The organism is Streptomyces sp. NPDC037242 (assembly GCF_055604165.1).
Genome location: NZ_JBVJUY010000043.1, coordinates 1 through 22,842 on the forward strand (window position 1 = coordinate 1; position 22,842 = coordinate 22,842).

Genomic DNA, 22,842 nt, shown 5'->3' on the forward strand with positions numbered 1-22,842 from the left:
CCCCCCCCCCCCCCCCCCCCCCCCCCCCCCCCCCCCCCCCCCCCCCCCCCCCCCCCCCCCCCCCCCCCCCCCCCCCCCCCCCCCCCCCCCCGGCGGCGCACCAGGCCCCGCCGGCCAGACGGGACTTTGACGACACGACCTAGAGGGAGCCGTGGAAGGTGCGGTTCAGCACGTCGAGCTGCTGGTCGCGCGTCAGCCGGACGAAGTTCACCGCGTAGCCGCTGACGCGGATGGTCAGCTGCGGGTACTTCTCCGGGTGCTCCATGGCGTCCATGAGCGTGTCGCGGTTGAGCACGTTCACGTTCATGTGGAAGCCGTCGACCGCCATGTAGCCGTCGAGCACGCCCGCCAGGTTCTTGATCCGCTCCTCGGGGGTGCGGCCCAGGCCGTCGGGGGTGACGGTGTTGGTCAGCGAGATGCCGTCCTCGGCGTCCTCGTACGGGAGCTTCGCGACCGACAGCGCCGAGGTGACGTAGCCGTGGGTGTCGCGGCCGTTCATCGGGTTGGCGCCCGGGGAGAACGGCTCGCCGGCGCGGCGGCCGTCGGGCGTGTTGCCGGTCTTCTTGCCGTAGACGACGTTCGAGGTGATCGTCAGCACGGACTGGGTGTGCTCGGCGCCCCGGTACGTCTCGTGCTTGCGCACCTTCTTCATGAACTCCTCGACGAGCCAGACGGCGATCTCGTCGACGCGGTCGTCGTTGTTGCCGTACGCCGGGTACTCGCCCTCGACGGTGTAGTCGGTGGCCAGACCGGTCTCGTCGCGCAGGGCGGTGACCTTGGCGTACTTGATGGCGGACAGCGAGTCTGCGGCGACCGAGAGGCCGGCGATGCCGCAGGCCATGGTGCGGCGCACGTCGCGGTCGTGGAGCGCCATCTCGATGCGCTCGTAGGCGTACCGGTCGTGCATGTAGTGGATGACGTTCAGGGCGTGGACGTAGGTGTCCGCGAGCCATTCCATCTGCTCGTCGAACTTGGCCATGACCTGGTCGTAGTCCAGGACCTCGGAGGTGAGGGCGCCGGTCTCGGGGCCGACCTGGGCGCCGGACTTCTCGTCCCGGCCGCCGTTGATCGCGTAGAGCAGGGTCTTGGCGAGGTTCACGCGGGCGCCGAAGAACTGCATCTGCTTGCCGACCGGCATCGCCGAGACGCAGCACGCGATGGCGGTGTCGTCGCCGAAGCGCGGGCGCATCAGCTCGTCGGACTCGTACTGGACCGAGGAGGTGTCGATCGAGACCCGGGCGCAGAACTCCTTGAAGCCCTGCGGCAGCTGCGGCGACCAGAAGACCGTCATGTTCGGCTCGGGAGCGGGTCCCAGGTTGTAGAGGGTCTGGAGGTAGCGGAAGGAGGTCCGGGTGACCAGCGGGCGGCCGTCCTCACCCATGCCGGCGATCGACTCGGTGACCCAGGTCGGGTCGCCGGAGAACAGCTCGTCGTAATCCGGGGTGCGCAGGAAGCGGACGATGCGGAGCTTGATGATGAAGTCGTCGACCAGCTCCTGGGCCTGCTCCTCGGTGAGGAGGCCTGCCTCGATGTCGCGCTGGAGGTAGACGTCGACGAAGGTGGAGGTGCGGCCGAGCGACATGGCCGCGCCGTTCTGCTCCTTCACGGCGGCGAGGTACGCGAAGTACAGCCACTGGATGGCCTCGCGGCCGGTCGCTGCCGGGCCGGAGATGTCGTAGCCGTAGGAGGCGGCCATCGCCTTGAGTTCGCCGAGCGCGCGGATCTGCTCGGAGAGCTCCTCGCGCAGGCGGATCGTCTCCTCCAGCGAACGGTTGCCGGCGGGGAGGGAGTTCAGCTCCTCCTTCTCCTCCTTCTTGAAGGAGACGAGGCGGTCCACACCGTAGAGGGCCACGCGGCGGTAGTCGCCGATGATGCGGCCGCGGCCGTAGGCGTCCGGGAGGCCGGTCACGATGCCGGCCTTGCGGGCGGCGCGGATCTCGGGGGTGTAGGCGTCGAAGACACCGGCGTTGTGGGTCTTGCGGTACTCGGTGAAGACCTTCTCCAGATCCTCGGAGACCGGGTAGCCGTAGGTCTCCAGGGCGCCGGCGACCATGCGCCAGCCGCCGTACGGCATGATCGCGCGCTTGAGCGGGGCGTCCGTCTGGAGGCCGACGATCAGGTCCTTGTCGCGGTCGATGTAGCCCGGGGCGTGCGCGGTGATCGACGAGGGGATGTCGTGGGCGACGTCGTAGACGCCCTTCTCGCGCTCCTGCGGGAACTTGTCCGTGATCGCCTTCCACACGGCGGTGGTGCGCTCGGTCGGGCCGGCGAGGAAGCCGTCGTCGCCCTCGTACGGCGTGTAGTTCTGCTGGATGAAGTCGCGGACGTCGATGGCGTCACGCCACAGACCGCCCTTGAAGCCCTCCCAGGCCTCGCCGGCCTCGCCGTTCTTCGTGGTTTCCGCAGGGGTGACAGTCATCGCCCGCACCTTCCGAGTCGCCTCATTGCTTGTCTCCATTGCACGCCTTTTGATCGATCATTTGGCGCCGCGTTGGTCCCGAGCTGGGGCCCGAAGGTCCCCCGGTTCACTGAATCCGGGGTCGTTCATGCCCTCTGACCTGGCATTTCGATCAGGCCGAAGGTCCATCGTGAGCTTGTGAATGCTTTCACAAGGATTTGAAGAAATCAGACGATATGAACCAGGACGAAGCCTGTGGATACCGCGACGCAGGTCGTGACCAGGCCGGGCAGCATGAAGGAGTGGTTGACGACGAAGCGGCCGACGCGGGTGGTGCCCGTCCGGTCGAAGTTGATCGCCGCGATGAAGGTGCCGTAGGTGGGGAGGAGGAAATAGCCGTTCACGGCGGGCCACATCGCGATGAGGAGGGGGGCCGGTATGCCGAGTGCCAGCCCGAGCGGCATCAGGGCCTTCGTGGTGGTGGCCTGACTGAAGAGCAGAGCGGAGAGGAGCAGCAGCATGATGGCGAAGAACCAGGGGTGGTCCTGCGCGACCCCGCCCAGCGCGCCGGTGATCCGGGCCTCGTTGGCGCCGATGAAGGACAGGCCCAGCCAGGACAGTCCGAAGACTCCGATGACGGCGACGAGACCGGACTTGGCCACGTCCGTGCCCGGTATCCGCTTGGCGTCGACCTTGCAGAGCAGCAGGATCAGCGCGGCCACGGCCATCATCAGGATCTCGATGGTGGCGGGCATGGACAGCGGGCCCTTGTCGGCCCGGGGACGCAGGTCGGGGAAGAGCCCGCTGAGCACGACGGCGACGGTCCCGCCGAGGAAGAGGTACGCCGACCAGCGCGCCCGCGGCGGCAGCGGCGGGGCGGCTTCGGCGGGGGCGGGGGCCTCGATCTCGCCGGCGGCCAGCCTGCGCAGGTACTCGGCGTCCTCCGCCAGCTCCTTGCCCACCCGGGACTGCACGGTGGCGGCCGCGATCACACCGAGCAGGGTGGCCGGTACCGCCACGGCCATGATCCGGGGCAGGTTCCATCCGTCGCCGTCGAACATCACGATCATGGCCGCCATGGCGGCGGAGACGGGGGAAGCGGTGATACCGAAGGTGGCGGCGATCGAGGAGACCGCGATGGGCCGCTCGGGCCGGACGCCGCCCTCGCGGGCGACGTCGTGGATGACGGGGAGCAGGGGGTAGAAGACGTGGGCCGTGCCGGCGCCGAGCGTGAACATCCATGACACCAGGGGGGCGACGTACACGACCCGGGCGGGCTTGCGCCTGATGGCCTTCTCGGCGACCCCGACGAGGTAGTCGATGCCGCCGGCCGCCTCCATCGCGGCGGCGGCCATGATCACCGCGAGGATGATCAGCATGACGTCGACGATGCCGGAGGTGTCGGCGGGGGTGACCCCGAAGAACGTCGCGAGCACGAAGACGCCGACGGCGCCCCATAGCCCCATGGCCACCCCGCCCTTGCGGGACCCCAGCCCGATGGCCGCCACCATGACGGCGAGTTGCAGGAACATGCCGAGCACTGGTGCGACCTTTCGTTCTGCCGGGGCGGAGCGCGCGTGCGGCGACGGGTCTAGCTCGGGGCTTCCGCGCCCTTGCGGGCGTAGAACCACCAGGCCACGACGACACAGGAGGCATAGAAGGCGACGAAGCCCCACATCGCGCTGGTCACGGCGAAGTTGGCGAACATCGCCGGGATGAAGAAGAAGCCGTAGGCGGCGATGGCGGCGGTGAAGCCGGTGACCGCGCCGGACTCGATCTCCGCCTGCTTGAGGGCCCTCGCGTACTCCGGCGTGCCCTCCGTCAGGCCCTTCAGGTGCTGGCCCCGGAAGATGACCGGGATCTGGCGGAAGGTCGAGCCGTTGCCGATGCCCGAGAAGAAGAAGGCCGACAGGAAGCAGAAGAAGAAGCCGTAGAAGGAGCCCTGGTCGGAGCCGGCCGGGAGGAAGGTGATGACACCGATGATCGAGGCCGCCATGCCCACGAAGGACAGGATCGTCACCCGGGCGCCGCCGAGCTTGTCGGCGATCCAGCCGCCGGCCCAGCGGGCCAGCGCACCGAGGGCCGGGCCCATCCAGGCGTAGGTGGCCACCGAGTACGCGGGGAAGGTGGTCTTGATCAGCAGCGGCAGCGCGGCCGCGAAACCGATGAAGGACCCGAAGGTGCCGACGTAGAGCCAGGTCATCAGCCAGTTGTGCTTGCGCTTGAAGATGATCTTCTGCTGGCTGAAGGGGGTGGAGGCGACCTTGAGGTCGTTCTGGCCGAACCAGGCGACGGCGGCGAGGACGATCAGGACGGGCACCCAGACGAAGGCCGCGTTCTGCAGGTAGATCTCGGAGCCGTTCGCCTTCTTCTGGCCCGCGCCGATCGCCAGGACCGACGAAGTGATCAGGATCGGGGTGAGCAGCTGGACCACGGAGACGCCCAGGTTGCCCAGGCCGCCGTTGATGCCGGTCGCGTTGCCCTTCTCCTGCTTGGGGTAGAAGAAGCCGATGTTGGCCAGGGAGGAGGAGAAGTTCGCGCCGCCGATGCCGCACAGCGCCGCGATGGCGATCATCGTGCCGTAGGAGGTGTCCGGGTTCTGCACCGCGAAGCCGAGCCACAGCAGCGGTACGACCAGCACGACCGTGGAGAGGGCCGTGAAGCGGCGCTGGCCGATCATCGGGCCGATGAAGGTGTAGAGGATGCGGGCGGTACCGCCGGTGATGCCCGGGACGGCCGTCAGCCAGAAGAGCTGGGACTGGGAGAAGCCGAAGCCGACGTCCTTCAGGTTGGTCGCCGTGATGCTCCAGACCTGCCAGACCACGAAGGCCACGAGCAGGGCCGGCACCGCGATCCACAGGTTGCGGGTGGCGACCTTCTTACCCGTGGACTGCCAGAAGGACGGATCCTCCGGCGTCCACTCCGTGATGGTGCGGCCGGGGCGGTACTGCGCCGGATCGGCCAGCGTCCTCTGCGCTTCCTGCGTGGCGGTACTCATTGCACGTCCTGAACTGCGAGAAGGGTCCTGACTTATCCAGGTTCCGCCTCGCTCGGCGCCCGCGGCAGAGGAGAACGCACTGTGGGCGACAGGACAAGGTCCCGTCGCCCACAGTGCGTTGGTAAGCGGCTCCGACAGCCTTACGGCCGCTTACGGCCGCAGGCCCACCGGCAGCTCCACCACCGGGAGCGACACCTCGGGGTCGTCCAGGCAGACGCCGGTGCGCAGGTCGAAGACCTGTTTGTGCATCGGGGACGCCACCACCGGCACCCCGTCGCGCGAGCCCATGATGCCGTTGGCGATCACGTCCGCGCCCGAGAAGGGGTCCCGGTTGGCGACCGCGTACACCTCGCCGGCGCGGTCCTTGAAGACGGCCGCCTGCGTCCCGTCCGGCAGTACGGCGGTGCGTCCCCGGCCCGGTTCCAGGGCCTCGCCGGCAGCCGCCTCGGAGTCCACCGCGCCGAAGTCCACCGCCCCGAAGCGCTCCAGCGCCGCCGGGTCCTCCAGCACGGCCTGCCACTCGTCCTGGTACGCCGCCACGTGCCGCTCCATCTGCGCCTCCAGCTCGGCGCAGATCCCGAGCGAGTCCTCGATCAGGACCTCGCGGAGGTGCTCCACCGCGGCCGTGCTCCCGCCGAGCCGCTCCATCCAGGCCGCCGTGCGCTCCAGCCGCTCGCCGGTGCGGATGTAGTACATGAGGAACCGGTCGGTCAGCGCGAAGAGTTCGGCGCTCGTCAGGTCCGAGGCCAGCAGGTCCGCGTGGCGCGGGGTCGCCCCGCCGTTGCCGCCGACGTACAGGTTCCAGCCGTTGGCGGTGGCGATGACGCCGATGTCCTTGCCCCGCGCCTCCGCGCACTCGCGCAGACAGCCGGAGACCCCGCCCTTGAACTTGTGCGGCGTGCGCAGCCCCCGGTAGCGCAGCTCCAGGTCGATCGCGAGCTGGATCGAATCGCCCTGCCCGAACCGGCAGAAGCGGGCGCCCACGCACGACTTCACCGCCCGCAGCGACTTCCCGTACGCCTGCCCGGACTCGAAGCCGGCGCCGCCCAGGCGCCGCCAGATGTCCGGCAGCTGCTCCTTGCGGACACCGAAGAGCCCGATCCGCTGCGCACCGGTGATCTTCGTGTAGAGGCCGTAGTCCCTGGCCACCTCGCCCAGTGCGATGACCTGCTCGGCCGTGATCTCGCCGCCCGCGACGCGCGGGACGACCGAATAGGTGCCGTCCTTCTGGAGGTTGGCGAGGAAGAGGTCGTTGGAGTCCTGCAGGGCCGCCTGCTCGCCCGCCAGGATGTGCCCGATGCCCAGGTCCGGCGCGAGGGTCCCGAGCACGTTCGCGACGGCCGGCTTGCACACGGCGCAGCCCTCGCCGCCCTCTCCGTACGCCTCCAGTAGCTCGCTGAAGCTGCGGATCTTCTCGGTGCGGACCTTCTCGTAGATCTCCGCCCGCGTGAGGGTGAAGTGCTCGCACAGCCCGCGCGGCTTCTCGATGCCCGCCGCAGCCAGTTCCGCGTCCAGCACCGCCTGCAGCGTGCCCAGGCAGCCACCGCAGCCGGTGCCCGCCTTGGTGCACTTCTTGATGCCGCCGATGTCGGTGAGGGATTCGGCCGCCACCGCCGTACGGACCTGCCCCTTGGTGACGTTGTGGCAGCTGCACACCACCGCCTCGTCGGGCAGCGCGTCCGCGCCCGGCAGGGCCACCCCCTCGGTCGACGGCAGGATGAAGGCCTCGGCCGGAGCCGGCAGCTGCCGGCCGGCGTGCGGCTTCAGCGATCCGTACGCCTCGGCGTCGCCCACCAGGATGCCGCCGAGCAGCGCCCCGTCCGGGCCGAGCAGCAGCTTCTTGTACACGCCTTCCCGGGCGTCGGAGAAGACCACCGAGACGGCCCCGTCCCGCCCCTCGGGCGCGAACGGGTCGCCGAAGGAGGCCACATCGGCGCCCATCAGCTTCAGCTTGGTGGAGGTGTCGGCCCCGGTGAAGGTCAGCGCCCCCGCCCCCGCCAGCGCCTCGGCGACCGTCTCGGCCATCTGGTAGCCGGGCGCGACCAGCCCGTACACCTTGCCGTCCACGGTCTGCGCGCACTCGCCGACCGCGTAGACGTACGGGTCGCTGGTGCGGCAGTGGGCGTCCACGACCACCCCGCCCCGGTCGCCGACGGCCAGCCCGCACTCGCGCGCCAGGCGGTCGCGCGGGCGCACGCCCGCCGAGAACACGACGACGTCGGAGCTGAGCTCCTGCCCGTTGGTCAGCCGCAGGTTGACGGCCTTGCCGTCCCCGTCGGTCTCGACCCCGGCGGCGCCCACACCCGTGTGCACGGCGACGCCCATGGATTCGATGGTGGCCCGCAGCGCGGCCGCGCCGCCGTCGTCCACCTGCAACGGCATCAGCCGGGGCGCGAACTCCACGACGTGCGTGGTCAGTCCCAGCGTGCGCAGCGCGCCCGCCGCCTCCAGGCCGAGCAGCCCGCCGCCGATGACCACGCCGGTCCGCGCCCCGCCGCCCGCGTACGCGGTCAGCGCCTCGACGTCGTCCAGCGTGCGGTAGGTGAAGCAGCCTACGGCGCCCGCGCCGTCGATCGGCGGTACGAAGGGGTAGGAGCCGGTCGCCAGCACCAGGGCGTCGTAGCGAAGGACGGCCCCGGACCGGCTGGTGACCGTACGGGCGGCGGTGTCGATCTGCTCGGCGGGGTCGCCGAGCCGCAGGTCGATGCCGTACCGCTCCAGGAACCCGGGCCCGACCAGGGACAGCTCCTCGCCCGTGGACCCGGTGAAGGCGCCGGACAGGTGCACACGGTCGTAGGCGGGGCGCTCCTCCTCGGCGAGGACGGTGACCTGCCAGCCGCCGCTGCCGGGGCGGGCCGGGTCGGCGAGCGCGTCACGCTCGGCAAGCGCCTCCAGCAGGCGGTGTCCCACCATGCCGTGGCCGATGACAACCAGCGTCTGCCCCATGGATCACTCTCCGAGTGCGTGCATACGTTCCGACCTTTCGACGGTAGGTCCGCCCCACCGGCAGGACCGCCCGAAAAGGGCCCCTCGTGGCGGGGAGCCCGACCCCTTTCGCACAGGACCTGTGACCTGCGCCGAAGGTCTTTGGCCGGGCTCCGCCGGGGGCCGCGCCCGCCTAGCGTGGAAGGCATGCTCGTACTCGCCGTACACGGCAGCGCGGCCCCGGCCGCCGCCGCCACCATCGGCCGGCTCGTCACGGCCATCGAGGCACGGAGCGGGGTCCGCGCGGCCGTCGGCCACCTGGACGTGCAGCGCCCCTGCCTCGCCGACGTCGTACGCGACCACCCGCGCGCGGTGGTCGTCCCGCTGCTGCTCGGCGACGGCTACCACCGCCGCGTGGACATCCCGGCGGTGCTCGACGGGACCGGCTGCGTGCTGACCGAGGGCCTCAGCGGCGAGCCCGACATCGCCCTCGCCCTGCACAGCCGGCTGCGCGACGCCGAGCGCCGCCACGGCCCGCGCGCAAGGGCCGACGCCGTCGTCGTGGCCGGAGCCGGCTCCTCCCGCCCGGGCGGCAACGCCGGTACGGAGGCCTGCGCGGCCGGGCTGGCCGCCCTGCTGGAGTACGACCGCGGCCCCGGGCCTGAGCCCGTCCCGGTGGTTCCCGCGTACCTGACCTCGGCCGGGCCCACCGTTCCCGAGGCCCTGGCCGCGCTGCGGGATGCCGGCCACCGCCGGATCGCCGTCGCCGCGCACCTGCTGGCCCCGGGCCGTTTCACCCAGGCCCTCGCGGGCCTCGGCGCCTGGACGGTGTCCGCGCCGCTGGCCGACCATCCGCACCTGGCCCGGCTGGTGCTGGCGCGCTACAAGTCCGCCCGGGGCATGTGGGCGCTGAGGGCCGCGCGCCTCGCCTGCTGAACCGGTACCCCTCTGGTCTGCTGTCGGCCATGGCCTACTCCCCCATGACCGCCCGCAGCCGTGACGAGGACCACCGGGCGGCCACGCCGCTGGAGCTGTTCTTCGACCTCTGCTTCGTCGTCGCCATCGCCCAGGCCGGAGCCCGGCTCGTGCACGCGCTGGCCGAGGGCCATCCCGGCACCGGCGTGATCGGCTACTGCTTCGTCTTCTTCGGCGTGTGGTGGGCGTGGATGAACTTCACGTGGTTCGCCTCCGCCTACGACTGCGACGACGTGCCGTACCGGATCGCGACCCTCGTCCAGATCGCCGGCGTGCTCGTCTACGCGGCCGGCGTGAGCCGGGCCTTCGACCAGAACGACTGGACGGTGGCCGTCATCGGCTACCTGATCATGCGCGTCGCGCTCACCGCCCAGTGGCTGCGGGCCGCCGCGGGCGAGAGCGGCGAGGCCCGCGCGGCGGCCCTGAAGTACGCGGCCGGGCTGGTCGTCTGCCAGGCCGGCTGGGTGGCGCTGCTGTTCGCCCCGGACGACGCCAAGCGCTGGCTGTTCCTGGTCCTCGTCGTCGCCGAGCTGCTGGTCCCGGTGCTGGCCGAGCGCGGACACCAGACGCCGTGGCACGCCCACCACATCGTCGAGCGGTACGGCCTGTTCACGATCATCGTGCTGGGCGAGACGATCGCGGCGAGCACGGTGGCCGTGAAGTCGGCGATCGACGAGCACGAGGCGCTCGGCGAGCTGCTGCCCATCGCCGCGGGCGGCCTGCTGATCGTCTTCGCCGCCTGGTGGATCTACTTCGCGGTGCCGATGCACGAGCACCTCACCTCCAACCGGGAGGCGATCCCGTGGGGTTACGGGCACCTGCTGATCTTCGGCTCGGGCGCGGCCATCGGCGCCGGCATCGAGGTCGCGGTCGAGCACGCCGTCGGCAAGGCCCACATCTCGCAGCTCGCCGCGAACGCCGCCGTCACCGTCCCGGCCGCGGTCTTCCTGCTCATGGTCTGGCTGCTGCACTCCCGCCATTTCAAGCGGGGCCCCGCACAGCAGCTGACCCTGCCGGTCTCCGCCCTCGCCGTGCTCGCCTGCACCTGGGCGGGCCCGTACGCCGTCCTGTACGCGGGCCTCGTCGCGGCGGCGACCGTCGCCGTCGGCATGACCCTGGCCACCCGCGGGCCCGGCCCCGCCGCCCGGGTTTGAGGCGCCGACCCGTCACCCCCGCGCCACCGGCGCCGTTCTCCAGCGCAGGACGACGCGTCGCAACTGGAGGCAGGCCATGACACTCCCGGCACAACGGCACGGCACGGGCGGCGACCCCGGCAGGGAGCTGGCCGACCCGGGCTTCTGGCAGCAGCCGCCCGCCCACCGGCTGGCCGCCTTCGCCCGCCTGCGCGCCCTGGACTCCCCCGTGTTCGTCCCCGAGGGGAAGGGCGGCCACTGGGCCCTCGTACGGCACGCCGACGTACAGGAGGCGAGCCGGCTGCCGAAGGTGTTCGCCAGCGCGCCCGGGGTGACCACCCCCGAGCCGGCCCGCTGGGTGCGGGCGCTGTTCGGGGACTCGATGGTCAACCTCGACGGCGCGGACCACGCACAGCTGCGCAAGATCGTGCAGCGGGCCTTCACGCCCCGTCTGCTGGCGGCCGCCGAGGAGGACATCCACGCGGTGGCGGCCCGGATCGTCGACGACGTACTGGCCGAGGAGCCCGACGAGTTCGTCTCGGCGGTGGCCTCCAGGCTGCCGCTGGAGGTCATCTGCAACATGATGGGCATCCCGGAGCGCTACCGCGCCGAGATCGCCGACCGCGTCAACCACGCCTCCGAGAACATCGGCGTGGAGCGGGCCCTGGCCTCCCGGCTGCGCATGCCCGGGCGCGGGCTGCGCGCCCTGGCCCGGATGCAGCGGATGGTCGCGGGCATCGGCCGGGAGCGGCGCAAGAACCCCACCGACGACCTGATCTCGGCGCTGGTCCGCGCGAACGTCGACGGCCAGGCACTGGGAGCCCGGCAACTCGGCGCCTTCTTCAGCCTGCTGATGGTGGCGGGCGTGGAGACCACCCGCAACGCCATCACGCACGGGCTGACCCTGCTGACCGACTTCCCCGAACAACGGGACCTGTTGCTCTCGGACTTCGAGAAGTACGCCGAGGGAGCCGTCGACGAGATGATCCGGCACTCGACGCCGATCATCCAGTTCCGCCGGACGGTGGCCGCCGAACACACCCTGGGCGGACACCCGCTGCACCCCGGCGACAAGGTGGTGCTGTACTACGCCTCCGCCAACCGGGACGAGGCCGTCTTCCCCGACCCCGACGCCTTCGACATCACCCGCTCCCCCAACCCCCACCTGGGCTTCGGCGGCGGCGGACCGCACTTCTGCCTGGGCGCGCACCTGGCCCGGGTGGAGATGAAGGCGCTGTTCCGCGAACTGCTGACCCGGCCGGTCGGCCTGCGTGCGGCCGGGCTGCCGGATCTGGCGGGGTCCAACTTCGACAACCGCGTCCGCTCGCTCAAGTTCGCCTTCGAGCGCCCGTAGCCCCGTAGCCCGGCGGCCGCCCACGGGAGAACCGGCCACCGGGCAGGCTGGGAGCCCGGCGGCCGGAGCGGGATGGGCTCCCCCGTCCGCGCTACTTCTGCAGGCGCCGCACCGCGAGGACGGCGTGGGCGCTGCTGGTGAGCACCTCCTCGTCACCCGCGAACGCCTGCAGGGTCTCCGCGGAGACCGGCTTGCCGGGGACCGCCTCGGGCCAGGCGCGCGTCGCGAAGAGGAAGTACGCCTGCCCGCTGTCGTCGGCGGCGGCGACCCACTCCGGCGGGGCGATGCACTTCGCGTTCAGACCCGGCAGGGTCAGCGCGATCTGGTTGCCCTCCAGGAGGATCTGCACGGGGAAGCCCGCCGGGTTGCGCACGCCGTCCATGACCACGTCGCCGATGGGCAGGCCGAGCTCCTCCAGCAGCCCGCGGGCCGCCTCCTCGCCGGCCTCCGGGCCGTCGGGGCCGTCACCGAGGGAGTAGGCGAGGAGGTACGGGATGTCGTGGGCCTCATCGGGGTCGCCGATCCAGGCGAGCACGGAAAGGGTGCCGAGCTTGGACCGGTCGATTTCGGCTTTGGTTGAAGTCATGCGCGCACCCTAGTGGTCTCTCCCCCGGACCCTTCACGGCCTTTCACCCGGCCGGGCTACACCGCCCAGAATCCACCTCCGGGATTCGCCTGCGTGTTCGCGTCCTGGTACTGGAGCCGCACAATGCGCGTATTTTCCGGAATTTCGAACACGACCCAGCCTTCGGCCCGCTCACCGACCGCGAGGGAATCGAAGACGAGGGGTTTGCCGGTCGTCAGTTCACCGGTCGGCACCACCGGATGGCGCTGCCCCGCGCCGTCGAGCGCCCACATGCGTCCGAGGGCCCCGTACGAGGCTCCGCCGACGTTGACGAACGACATCGAGGCGGCCACCCAGCGCTTGCCCGCGGGCGGCGCGAAGTTCTTCTCGACGCTGACCGCGGGATCCACGTACGCGTTGAGCACCGCCTGGAGGTGGCGGCCCACCTGGGCGCCGTGCACCCGTACGGACTCGCCCACACGGGCGGCGTTCTGCGTGGTCCGCGCGGGCGCGTCCTCCACCCCCGGCACCCCGTCGTCCACCGGGACGGCGGGACCCGCGGCCGGCGCGAGCGCGGCTCCCTCGGGAGCGCTCTGACAGGCCGTAGCACCGAACAGGAGGAGCGGGAGGAGAGCGGCGGCGAGGACGGAAGCGGACTGGCGCATGCGGGATCCCTCCGGGGATGTATTTCGGCCAGTCTCACGCGCCCGAGCGGGCAATTGCACACACCGACACGAGCCCGCGGGGCGAGTTACCCCCTCGACTGCCAGCACAATGCGTTCCGGCGGTTCCCGCCAACCGGATCCCTCTGGAGCAAAAATGCGAGGACGAATGCGCACGCCCGCCCGCCGAATGGCACTGACGGCCCTCTCCGCACTGGCCGCCACTGCGGTATTCACGGCCCCGGCCGAGGCCACTGTTTTCAACCAAGGCATTTCCGTGGACAAGTACGCCGCCATCAACTCGGACGACGGCGTCACCCTTTCCGGCAGCTACCACTGCGAGCAGGCGTCACCCTCGGGGGCGATGCAGATCAAGGTGACCGTCGCCCAGGACGGCAGCAGCCTCAGCATCGGAACGAGCGGCGACCTCGTCTGCGACGGCCACGAGCGCCAGTGGCGGGCCCACTCGCCGCTCAGCGGCGGCCTGCACCCGGGCCACGCGACGGCCAGGGTGCAGCTCCAGGAGATCCAGCTCTCCGGCGGGCTGTTCCCGCGCTCGATCAGCACGGTCGCCGAGGACACCCAGGACATCAAGATCCACGGAGTCCACTGAGTCCGTGGCTCGCCCGCAGGCCGGTAGCCGCCGCTACCGGCAAGCGGGCGCGACGGCCGTCATCGACATGAACGCGACGGTCTGGCACCCGGGATCCGCGTGCGGACGCCCCGTCGTCCAGTCCACGACCGTCGGCATCCCGGCCGCCAGCAGGAGCAGGGCCAGGATGCCCAGCGCGGCGCCTTTGCCCAGGCGGCTCACAGCAGAACCTCTTTCATGGTCCGCATCATCACCCCGACCCCGGCGGGCCACAACTCGACGTGAGCACGCGGTCACCCCATGCGGTCACCCCGCGCTGCGAGCCGCGCTGCCCGCCGCGTCGAACTCGCACCACACCGCCTTGCCGTCGCCGCGGGACTCCACGCCCCAGTGCGTCGCCAGCGCGTCCACCAGCAGCAGCCCGCGCCCGGTCGTCGCCGACTCGCCCGGGGTCCGCCGCCGCGGCCACACGCTGGAGCGGTCCTTGACCCACAGCCGGATCCGCCGGACCGGCTCGGGCAGCACCTCCATCGTCAGCACCGCCCCGCCGTCCGTGTGCAGCAGGGCGTTGACCAGCAGCTCCCCCGCCGCCAGTTCCACATCGTCCGCGAGCTCCGGCATGCCCCAGTCCCGCAGCGCCTGCCGCAGGGCGTAGCGCGCCTCGGAGAGCCCCTCGGGGTCCGCCTGGTGGATGTACTGGTGGATGCGCGGGGCCCGGTGGGTGCCCGGGTCGGGAGCCCGGCGCAGCACCAGCAGCGCCACGTCGTCGCCGGAGCCCCAGCGCTCCCAGAGCCGGTCCGAGAGGTGGTCGGCGAGCGCGCCCGCCTCCTGCGGGCCGCTGCGCACCGCGTGGGCCAGGGCCTCCATGCCCTGGGTGATGGCGGTCCCGGGCTCCTCCACGAGGCCGTCCGTGCACAGGACGAGGGTCTCCCCGGGGACCAGGTCGAGGCGGGTCTCGGGGAACTCCTCCTGCTCGAAGATCGAGGCCAGCCCCAGCGGCAGGCCGCCGCGCACGTTGGGCCAGCCGGTACGCCCGTCCGTGTGCCGGATCAGCGGGCCGAGATGGCCCGCGCGGACGGCCCGTACGCCTCCGGTCTCCAGGTCCACCTGCGCGTACATGCAGGTCGCGAAGCGCTCGGTGTCCAGTTCTGCCAGGAAGCGCGAGGCCCGCGCCAGCACCGTGGAGGGCGGGTGGCCCTCGCCCGCGTACGCCCGAAGGGCAATCCGGAGCTGGCCCATGATGGCCGCGGCGTGCGTGTCGTGGCCCTGTACGTCGCCGACCACGATGCCGACCCGGTCACGGGGCAGGGAGATCACGTCGTACCAGTCCCCGCCGACCTCCCGTCCGCTCCATGCGGAGTGGTAGCGGACGGCGATCTCCCCGCCGGTGATCTCCGGGATCCGGCGCGGCAGCATGGACGCCTGCAGGCCGGTCGCGAACTCCCGCTCCTGGTCGAAGAGGAGCGCCCGCTGGAGCGACTGGGCGACGATGCCGGCCAGGCCCAGGCAGAGGTTCTTCTCCTCCGGGGTGAACTCACGGCGCCGGCGGTAGAAGAGCACCAGCCCGCCGATGGCCTTGGCCTGGGCGATCAGCGGCAGGTAGGCGGCCGCGTCGAACTGGATCCGGTTCAAGTAGTCGGCGAGCAGCGGGAATTCGCCCGCCAGCTCGGTGAGCGAGGTGACGAAGCGCGCCTGCCGGGTGATCACGGCGTGCGACAGCGGGAGCGTCCCGTCCAGCCGGGTGAACTTGCGCTCGCTGAGGATCTCCAGGGACTCCCCGCTGAGCGCGATGATCTTGATGGCACCGTTCTCGACCAGCCCCAGCGCCAGCCCGTCCGCGCCGAGCCGCTCCAGCGCGCCCGCGCCGGTCAGCGTCGCCGTGACGTCATCGACGGTCACCGCCCGCGACAGCGCCTCCGTCGTCCGCTGCACGATGGTCGTCTGCTGGGCCCGCGCCGTCTCCAGCCTCCGCAGGATCGTGGCGTGCTCCAGCTCTGCGGTCGCGTCCCGGACGATCCCGAGGATCCGGTACGGCCGCCCGTCCGCCTCCCGCAGCACCCTGCCCTGGGTGTGGGTCCACTGGGCGCGGCCGTCGCGCCGCTGCACCGTGAAGTACGAGCCGTACGTCTCCTCACCGCCCTCCAGGACGGCGATCACGGAATCGGCGAGCCGCAGGCTGTCCTCGGCCGGGATCCGCAGCCCGAGGCCCTCCGGGGTCCCGTCGAACTCGCCCGGACCCAGGTCGTAGACGGCCATCCCGGCCTCGTCCAGCGCCAGCGTCCCCGCGTCGAGGTCCCACTCGAAGCTGCCCATGCCGTTCAGCGCGAGCCGCTCGCCGGGCCCGGTCACGGGCTCCGGGCGGTCCTGCCCGGGTCTGTCGCGTCGCTCCGCCGCTGCCAAGAGTCACACCACCTAACGGCCGGGCCAGCACGGCTGGGAGATGAGCCGCTCCCACTCCTCGTCAGGATGCCCCGGAAGGGTGCGTCCGGCCTCCCGCCAGCGCTTGACCAGGGACATGTAGATCACCGTCTGGTCCCCGTACGTGGCCCCCGCGTACGGCGGGTACGCGGGGTACTGGGCATACGGGGGCGTCTCGTACGGGGACGGCCCGGCCGTGGCGGTCCCGGGCGCCGCGGCCCTGGGGCCCGCGGACGCGCCGGTCCTGCCGGGCTGTTCCCCGCGGCTGGCGGGAATGCGTACCCAGCCACGGCCCTGTCCTCGCTCCGCGCTCATCGCGGACCCCTCTCACCGCAGATACGTGCTCGGATTGCCGGCAGTGGTCCGGTCCGGCCGCGCCCCACCGGTGGGGCCCGGCAGCGGACCCCGGGCGCCGAGGCGCTTTCGGACTCCTCTGACCAGTCTCCCCGCCGTGAAGCCCGCGCCGTGCACGAATCGCATGGAAGGGCCGAATGAGGGAGCCGTCAGCAGCCCCGCGAAGAACAGCCCCGGCCAGGAGGACTCGAATCCGGGGCTCAGCTCCGGCGTCCCGCTCCCGCCCACCGTGGCCAGCGCGGCCCGCAGCCCCGCGTCGAGCAGCTCCAGCCGGGCCAGGTCCGGGGTGAAGCCGGTCGCCGCGATCACATGCGCGGCGTCGAGCACCACGGACTCCCCGGCCGCCGTGGTCAGCCCCAGCCGGGTCCGCTCCCCCACCGCGACGGCCCGGTGCAGCCGGTGGCCGAGCAGCGCGGGGACCCGCCGCTCGAAGCGCTCCCGCAGCCACCAGGCCCCCGCGGGGCCCAGCGCGGTCGCCACGATCCGCTCCCGGGTGGGCGCGGGCAGCCGCCGCACGGCCCAGGGCAGCTCCGACCAGGCCCAGCTGCGCCAGCCGGTGCCGAGGCCGCTGTGCGGGTCGCGCAGGGCGCGCAGCGGGGGCCGCCGCAGCGGCTGGGGCACGGTGTTCCAGTTCAGCCGGGAGCGCCGGGCGACCAGGCAGGGCCGGGCGCCGCTCTCGGCGAGCAGGGCGGCCGTCTCCAGGGCCGCCTGCCCGGCTCCGAGCACGGCGACCTCCCGGCCGGCGAACCGGGCCAGGTCGCGGTGGCCGCTGCTGTGCGAGTAGTGCGTGGGCGGCAGGTCCCGCAGGACCTCGGGATGGTTGACGAAGGGCATGACCCCGACCGCCAGGGCGACGGTGCGGGCGAGCAGCGCGGGCCCCTCGGCGGTACGGACCCGGAAGCCCTCGCCCTCGGGCGTGACCTCGGTGACGGTGACCTCCTCCACTTCGGGCGCGGCGTGCCGGGCGAACCAGAGCCCGTACGAGCTGAACGTGCCGATCGGCAGCGGAGTGCCGTGTTCCGCCGGAATCCCGCGGGTGGCGCAGTAGTCGGCCAAGGTGTGGTCCCCGCCCGGCGCGGACAGGTTGGAGGACCACGGCTCCGACTTCAGGTACATGCCGTCGGGCATATGGTCCCGCCAGGAGGCCATCGGCCGTCCGAGCACCCGTACGTCGAGTCCCGCGCCCGCCGCGTGCGCGGCGATCGACAGCCCGTACGGGCCCGCGCCGACCACCACGAGATCGTCCATCCGCGTCACGGCCGTCCTTCCAGTCTCACGTTCAAGAGGTCACAACTCATCGGGCACCGCGGGCCGCAGCCTCAGCGGATCACCGGGCCACCAGTTCGTCCGGCTCCGCCGCCGATGCCCCGGGCGGCGCGGTCCGGGAGGCCGGCGCGGTCGCGCCCGGCGCCGCTGCCGCCGACGGCAGGTCCCGTCCGCGCTGGCGCGGAGCGCGGACCACCGCGCGCGCGGTCCGCCGCCCGTGCGCCGGTACGCCGCGCAGCGCCCGTACGCCCTTCCCCGCGCCCCGGCCGAGGAAGGCGGCGAGCATCGCCAGGAACGGCAGCGGGTCGTCGGCGGCGAACCAGGCCGCCTCCATCCGCCCCCGCTCCCCGCGCGGTACGGAAGCCTGCGCGGGCTCGCGGCGCCGCGGGAGCGACCCGCCCCGCACCGCCGCCAGCAGGGCGTAGTTCTCCGCCACGAACACCCGGCCCGGCCCCCCGGAGGGCTCCGGCACCCGTTGGCCCGTCAGATCCAGGTACATCGCCTGGACCACGTCCAGCCCGGCCGCGTCCGCGAACAGCCGGAACTGCGCTCCCGGCCGCGGGTTGAAGTCCACCAGCCGGAAGCAGCCGCGCTCGTCCCGGCGGAAGTCCAGGTCCAAGATGCCCTGGTAGCCCAGCCGTTCGGCGATCCGCAGCCCCGCCTCCTCCACGGCCGGATCCGGCAGCCAGCGCCCCACCGCCGTCAGCCCGGTCCGCACTGGCCAGGACAGCTCCTTGCGGCCCGACCCGGCCAGCAGCGGCCGCCCCCCGCGGGCGAAGGCACCGTGGAAGAACCAGTCCGTGTCCGGCCCGGCGGGAAGGAACCGCTGGAGCAGCAGCCGGCTTCCGGCCTCGGCGGAGCGCTCGTACAACCGCCGCGCCTCGGCAGCGGTCTGCACGAGCGTGGTGCTGCGCAGGTCCGTGCCGGCCGGCAGCAGCCACGGCCGACTCCACTTCGCGATCACCGGCAGCCCCAGCCGCCACGCGGCCTCCGCCGCCTCGGCCCCGCTCGCCGGGATCACGGTCTCCGGGTGCGGGATGTCCCAGCGGGCGCACAGCCTCGACAGCTCGGCCTTGTCGGCGACCCGCGCGGGCAGCCCGTCCGGCTGATGGGGGATCAAGAGCCTGCCCTTGAGCATCGGCGCGATCCTGGACACCGCGATGGCGCTCAGATCGTCCATGGCGAAGAGCACCGCGGGCCGCCCGATCCGCTCCGAGACACCGACCAGGCATTCGAGGAGCGCCTCGGGCGCCTCTGGATCCAGCCCGTCCGCGCCGCAGTCGGGCCCGGGGTGCACGGTGCGCAGGTAGCGCGAACGCCCCATGGGACCTCCCCCGGCCTCGACGACGGCATGGACCTCCACGCCCTTGCGCCCAAGGGATCTGACGGCGCCGAGGGTTCCGTGGTGGAACGGATTCCGATCGAGTCTGAGCAGAACAGCGGGCACATGGTTGGCGAACGCGTGCATGGAAACGGTGTCTTTCACCTAGTCGGACCAAGCGGGGAGGATGCGCACCTGCGAATGGCCTATGCAGCGGTCACCGGACAGGCCATTCGTCAGATGTGATGCCTAACGTCTTTGACAAGCACACCGATTCAGGAGAGCTCGGGAGACGCCATGCCCAGACCACGCCACAGACTGGCGAGCACCTGCATCGGTACGGTCACGGCCGCGCTGCTCGCCACCGGGGCCGCGCTCGCGGCGCCCGAGGGGGACCAGCCCGAGGGCTCCGACATCGCCATGGGCGCCTATCTCGACTACGGGCCGCCGGGGGTGGCCCGGATCCCGTACCTGTCGCGCTGGCTGGGCGGCAAGGAGATCCGGGTCGGGCACACCTATCTGCCCGGTGACCGGTGGGCCGGCATCGAGGGCAACGTCAGCTTCCTGCAGAACTGGGCGCAGTGGCGCCGGGCCGAGGACGACCGGATGTTCGTCCTCAACGTGCCCATGCAGGAGCGCAACGAAAGCCGGGTGCCGGACTACCAGGTGGCCCAGCTGATCCGCGCGGGCGCGGACGGGGACTACGACCGCCACTTCAAGAAGCTCGCCGAGCGGCTGGTGGAACTGGGCGTCCCCGACACGGTGATCGTGCTCGGCTGGGAGATGAACGGCACCACCTACACCCACCGCTGCGGGCCGGACCCGGAGAACTGGAAGGCGTACTGGAAGCGCATCGTCACCACCATGCGCTCCGTACCCGGTCAGCGGTTCAAGTTCGACTTCGCCCCGAACCGGGGTACGGACGCGATCGGCTGGACCAAGTGCTACCCCGGTGACGACGTGGTCGACATCGTCGGCATGGACTCCTACGACCAGGCTCCCGGCCGCACGTTCGACGAGCAGATCAGCCAGCCGTACGGGCTCCAGGCGCATGTCGACTTCGCGAAAGCACACGGCAAGCAGATCTCGTACCCGGAGTGGGGGCTGTTCCGGCACGGGGACAACCCGGAGTACGTGCGGCGCATGCTGAAGTGGATCGAGCAGCACCGGCCGGTCTACCACACCATCACCGACTACTGCCCGCACGGCGTGTGGCAGTGCAAGCAGAACCCGCAGTCCGCGAAGGCCTTCCGCGAGGCGCTGACGCCCGAGAAGCCGGGCCCGGCGATCCCGACGCCGGGGATCCCGACTCCGGCCATCCCCACGCCGGTCGTCCCGACCCCGCAGATCCCGACGCCCGAGGTCCCGACCCCGCAGGTCCCGACCCCGCAGATCCCGACGCCCGAGGTCCCGACCCCGCAGGTCCCGACCCCGCAGATCCCGACGCCCGAGGTCCCGACCCCGGCCGTCCCCACGCCCGTGGTGCCGAGCCCGGCCGTCCCCACGCCCGACGTGCCGTTCCCCTCGCCGGTGGTGCCCACCCCCGAGGTCCCGCTGCCCTCGCCGGTGGTCCCGGCGCCCGAGGTCCCGGTCCCGGTGCCCAGCCCCGCCGTGCCCGAGCCCACGCCCGACGTACCCAAGCCCGACCCCGTGCCCGAGGTGCCCGGTCCGGCCGTGCCCACGCCCGCCGTACCCACGCCCGAGGTGCCCACGCCGGACGTACCCACGCCGGACGTGCCCAAGCCCGAGCCCGTGCCCGACGTGTCCGTCCCCGCGCCCGTGCCCTCGCCCGAGGTCCCGTCGCCCGAGGCACCGTCCCCGCTGCCGTCGCCCGTGGTGCCCCCGAGCCCGCTCGCGCCCGAACCGCCCGCGCCCCAGCCGCCGCTGAACAGCGCGCAGTGGTGCGTGCCGCTCAACTTCGGCGAATGGCTCTCCAAGCTGGTCGGCAAGCAGTCGGTCTGCGTCAAGATCGACTGGGGCAGGGAGTCCGGCATCTGGCCCTTCTAGACCCCGGCCCCCGCCCCGGTCCCGGCGCGGCGGTCCGCTCATCGGACCCGGAGTTCGTTGAGCCGGGCCCGCCAGTCCCGGGCCGCCGGCAGCGCCTCCCGCAGTACGTCCACCGCCCGCTCCCGCCCCGACACCTGCGACTCGTGCAGCCGCAGCAGGGGCGCGAGCGCGGCCGTGGCCAGCAGGAAGCGCTGGTTGACCACGGTCTCGGGCCGCCAGTGGTTCTTGTACGGCTCGTTGCCGCGCAGGAAGCTCACCACCGGGCGGCCCTCCGCGAGCGCGCGCCCCGTCTCGTAGCGCAGCAGCAGGGTCGCCACGTCCACCTTCCGGTCGCGCAGGTCCGGGTCGGCCCCGTACAGGTAGCCGCCGCTGAGCGCGCCCGACAGCAGCGTGAGGTTCGCGGCCACCACCTTCCCGTCGAGCCGGAACTCGGCCAGCCGCCCCTCCCCGGCCCGCACCATCCGCCGCGTGGCCCGGGTCAGGTGCTCGGCGAAGCGCGGCTTGAGGTGTTCGGGGGTCACCCCGCGGCCGCGCCACTGCTTCTCGTGCAGCCGCAGCAGCGTCCGTACGGCACGGGGCACTTCCTGCTCGGTGACCTCGTGCTCCTCGATGCCGGCCGCGTCGGTCTTGCGGAGCTTGGCCCGCACCCGCTGCGCGCCGGAGGCCGGCATCCGCTTGACCAGCTCGTCGAACGGCATCGCGGGCAGCTCCATGCAGGTGGAGTCGGCCAGCTTGCAGCGCGCCCCCGGCCACGCCTCGTACACCGCCTCGGCGGCGGCCCCGGGCCGTACCTCGCGCAGGTCCACCACGGCGCCCCGGGCGGCCCGGTGCAGCCCGCGGGCCAGCGCCGGGACGACCTGGTCGGCGTGCTCCCCGGCCACGAGCACGTCGAAGTAGTCGGTGATCCCGCCGCCGAGCGGCACGAGCAGCGGCAGCGGCCGGTGTACGAGCATCAGCGCGGCCGCGCCGACCAGCTCGTCACCGCGCCGCGCGAGGACGATCCGCAGCCGGCCGTCCTTCCCGTACGAGAGCCACCAGGAGTGCAGCCAGGCGTGGCTCTGGAAGGGGGTGGCGGTGGGGCAGCCGCGGACGAGCCGGTTCCACTGCTCCTCCAGCGCGGCGAACTGCCGGGGGTCGCGGCACAGCGTCACCGACAGGGCCCCTGCGGAGCCCGCGGTCATCGAACGGGCTCCTTCTCCTTGGATTCGGTGTGCTCGCTCTGCGCGGGCAGCGAGGCGTACTCCTCCACGGCGGACTGCCCGGCCTCCTCCGCCGCCGGCTCCTCCCGGCGCCGGGTCGGCCGGGCGAGGAGCCACAGGCCGCCGAGGAGCCCGCCGGCGCACAGCCCGACGGCCCCGCTGACGGGCGCGGACGGCGAGGCCGGGTCGCTGGGCGCCACGGCCTGGTTGAACAGGAGCAGCTGGACCCCGGTGTTCTTGGCGGCCTGGTTGCTGCTGAGGGACAGGGCGTCCGCGACGGCGTTGGCGATGTCGGCGGCCTCGGCCGGGCTCTTGGAGGTGCCCGTGATGGCGATCATCGGGGACTCGGGAGAGGTCTCGGCCCGCACCTGCGTGCGCAGCTGCCGGGCGCCGATGCCCGCGCGCGGCTGGGCGTACGCGAGGGTGGAGCTGCTGGTCGCGATGCGGGCGTACGCCTGGGCGAAGCCGAGGGCGGTGGCCGGCTCGGTGGTGTCGTCCGGGACGGCGACGACGTAGCTGGTGGCCGCGTACTCGGGCGCCTTGAGCACCCCGTACGCCCCGCCCGCGGCCAGGCCGAGCAGCGCAAAGGCGGGCAGCGGCCACCAGGCGGGCGGCGGCAGCAGCCGCGTCCGGCGGCGGTGGACGGTCTTCTTCTGGTCTGCGGTATCGGCCATG

General features: G+C 72.4%; 18 protein-coding genes. 5 read left to right on the plus strand and 13 right to left on the minus strand.

All coding sequences use genetic code 11. The annotated features are described in order from the left end of the window. Positions 1 to 139: 139 nt before the first annotated feature. The 4 genes from pflB to nirB form a co-directional block, all read right to left on the minus strand. Positions 140 to 2,419, minus strand: a complete 2,280-nt coding sequence (gene pflB / locus ACZ7GJ_RS34560; RefSeq protein WP_470757434.1) for a formate C-acetyltransferase — start codon at positions 2,417 to 2,419, stop codon at positions 140 to 142. Positions 2,420 to 2,625: 206 nt separating this feature from the next. Beyond that, positions 2,626 to 3,930 (minus strand): anaerobic C4-dicarboxylate transporter family protein, encoded by a 1,305-nt coding sequence (locus ACZ7GJ_RS34565; protein WP_470757520.1) that lies wholly within the window; start codon positions 3,928 to 3,930, stop codon positions 2,626 to 2,628. Positions 3,931 to 3,989: 59 nt separating this feature from the next. Further along, positions 3,990 to 5,396, minus strand: coding sequence for an MFS transporter (locus tag ACZ7GJ_RS34570; protein WP_470757436.1), 1,407 nt, complete (start codon positions 5,394 to 5,396; stop codon positions 3,990 to 3,992). A gap of 150 nt (positions 5,397 to 5,546) precedes the next feature. Continuing rightward, positions 5,547 to 8,342 carry a nitrite reductase large subunit NirB gene (nirB, locus tag ACZ7GJ_RS34575; protein ID WP_470757437.1) on the minus strand — a complete coding sequence of 932 codons (2,796 nt, stop codon included), beginning with the start codon at positions 8,340 to 8,342 and terminating at the stop codon, positions 5,547 to 5,549. A gap of 186 nt (positions 8,343 to 8,528) precedes the next feature. Here nirB and ACZ7GJ_RS34580 point away from each other — a divergent pair, with 186 nt between their 5' ends. The 3 genes from ACZ7GJ_RS34580 (at position 8,529) to ACZ7GJ_RS34590 (ending at position 11,783) form a co-directional block, all read left to right on the plus strand. Next, positions 8,529 to 9,257 carry a sirohydrochlorin chelatase gene (locus ACZ7GJ_RS34580; RefSeq protein WP_470757438.1) on the plus strand — a complete coding sequence of 243 codons (729 nt, stop codon included), beginning with the start codon at positions 8,529 to 8,531 and terminating at the stop codon, positions 9,255 to 9,257. Between the two features lie 29 nt (positions 9,258 to 9,286). Next, positions 9,287 to 10,450: a low temperature requirement protein A gene (locus ACZ7GJ_RS34585; protein WP_470757440.1), complete on the plus strand. Its 1,164-nt coding sequence runs from the start codon at positions 9,287 to 9,289 to the stop codon at positions 10,448 to 10,450. Positions 10,451 to 10,526: 76 nt separating this feature from the next. Then, entirely contained in the window at positions 10,527 to 11,783 is a 1,257-nt protein-coding gene (locus ACZ7GJ_RS34590; protein WP_470757441.1) for a cytochrome P450, read from the plus strand. A 91-nt stretch (positions 11,784 to 11,874) separates the two neighbouring features. Here the strand turns inward: ACZ7GJ_RS34590 and ACZ7GJ_RS34595 are convergent, their stop codons facing one another. Further along, positions 11,875 to 12,369 (minus strand): DUF5949 family protein, encoded by a 495-nt coding sequence (locus ACZ7GJ_RS34595; protein ID WP_470757443.1) that lies wholly within the window; start codon positions 12,367 to 12,369, stop codon positions 11,875 to 11,877. A 56-nt stretch (positions 12,370 to 12,425) separates the two neighbouring features. Then, positions 12,426 to 13,013 (minus strand): DUF4352 domain-containing protein, encoded by a 588-nt coding sequence (locus tag ACZ7GJ_RS34600; RefSeq protein WP_470757445.1) that lies wholly within the window; start codon positions 13,011 to 13,013, stop codon positions 12,426 to 12,428. Positions 13,014 to 13,179: 166 nt separating this feature from the next. Between ACZ7GJ_RS34600 and ACZ7GJ_RS34605 the strand changes: the two genes are divergently transcribed. After that, positions 13,180 to 13,623, plus strand: a complete 444-nt coding sequence (locus ACZ7GJ_RS34605; protein ID WP_470757446.1) for a DUF6299 family protein — start codon at positions 13,180 to 13,182, stop codon at positions 13,621 to 13,623. Between the two features lie 33 nt (positions 13,624 to 13,656). Here the strand turns inward: ACZ7GJ_RS34605 and ACZ7GJ_RS34610 are convergent, their stop codons facing one another. The 5 genes from ACZ7GJ_RS34610 to ACZ7GJ_RS34630 form a co-directional block, all read right to left on the minus strand. Then, on the minus strand, positions 13,657 to 13,824 hold the full coding sequence (locus tag ACZ7GJ_RS34610) for a hypothetical protein (RefSeq protein ID WP_470757447.1): 168 nt from the start codon (positions 13,822 to 13,824) through the stop codon (positions 13,657 to 13,659). An 84-nt stretch (positions 13,825 to 13,908) separates the two neighbouring features. Continuing rightward, positions 13,909 to 15,915: a SpoIIE family protein phosphatase gene (locus tag ACZ7GJ_RS34615; RefSeq protein WP_470757521.1), complete on the minus strand. Its 2,007-nt coding sequence runs from the start codon at positions 15,913 to 15,915 to the stop codon at positions 13,909 to 13,911. Positions 15,916 to 16,014: 99 nt separating this feature from the next. Continuing rightward, positions 16,015 to 16,335, minus strand: coding sequence for a hypothetical protein (locus ACZ7GJ_RS34620; protein ID WP_470757448.1), 321 nt, complete (start codon positions 16,333 to 16,335; stop codon positions 16,015 to 16,017). A gap of 12 nt (positions 16,336 to 16,347) precedes the next feature. After that, entirely contained in the window at positions 16,348 to 17,622 is a 1,275-nt protein-coding gene (locus ACZ7GJ_RS34625; protein ID WP_470757449.1) for an NAD(P)-binding domain-containing protein, read from the minus strand. A gap of 79 nt (positions 17,623 to 17,701) precedes the next feature. Beyond that, positions 17,702 to 18,964 (minus strand): carboxylate--amine ligase, encoded by a 1,263-nt coding sequence (locus ACZ7GJ_RS34630; protein WP_470757450.1) that lies wholly within the window; start codon positions 18,962 to 18,964, stop codon positions 17,702 to 17,704. 294 nt (positions 18,965 to 19,258) lie between these two features. Here ACZ7GJ_RS34630 and ACZ7GJ_RS34635 point away from each other — a divergent pair, with 294 nt between their 5' ends. Further along, positions 19,259 to 20,968 carry a glycoside hydrolase family 26 protein gene (locus ACZ7GJ_RS34635; RefSeq protein ID WP_470757451.1) on the plus strand — a complete coding sequence of 570 codons (1,710 nt, stop codon included), beginning with the start codon at positions 19,259 to 19,261 and terminating at the stop codon, positions 20,966 to 20,968. Between the two features lie 38 nt (positions 20,969 to 21,006). Here the strand turns inward: ACZ7GJ_RS34635 and ACZ7GJ_RS34640 are convergent, their stop codons facing one another. Together ACZ7GJ_RS34640 and ACZ7GJ_RS34645 are read right to left on the minus strand one after the other, a co-directional pair. Then, a complete protein-coding gene (locus ACZ7GJ_RS34640) occupies positions 21,007 to 22,149 on the minus strand; it encodes a GNAT family N-acetyltransferase (protein ID WP_470757453.1) in 1,143 nt (380 codons plus the stop codon). Continuing rightward, entirely contained in the window at positions 22,146 to 22,841 is a 696-nt protein-coding gene (locus ACZ7GJ_RS34645; RefSeq protein ID WP_470757454.1) for a YveK family protein, read from the minus strand. Before ACZ7GJ_RS34645 ends, ACZ7GJ_RS34640 begins: the two co-directional genes overlap by 4 nt. Position 22,842: the final 1 nt, after the last annotated feature.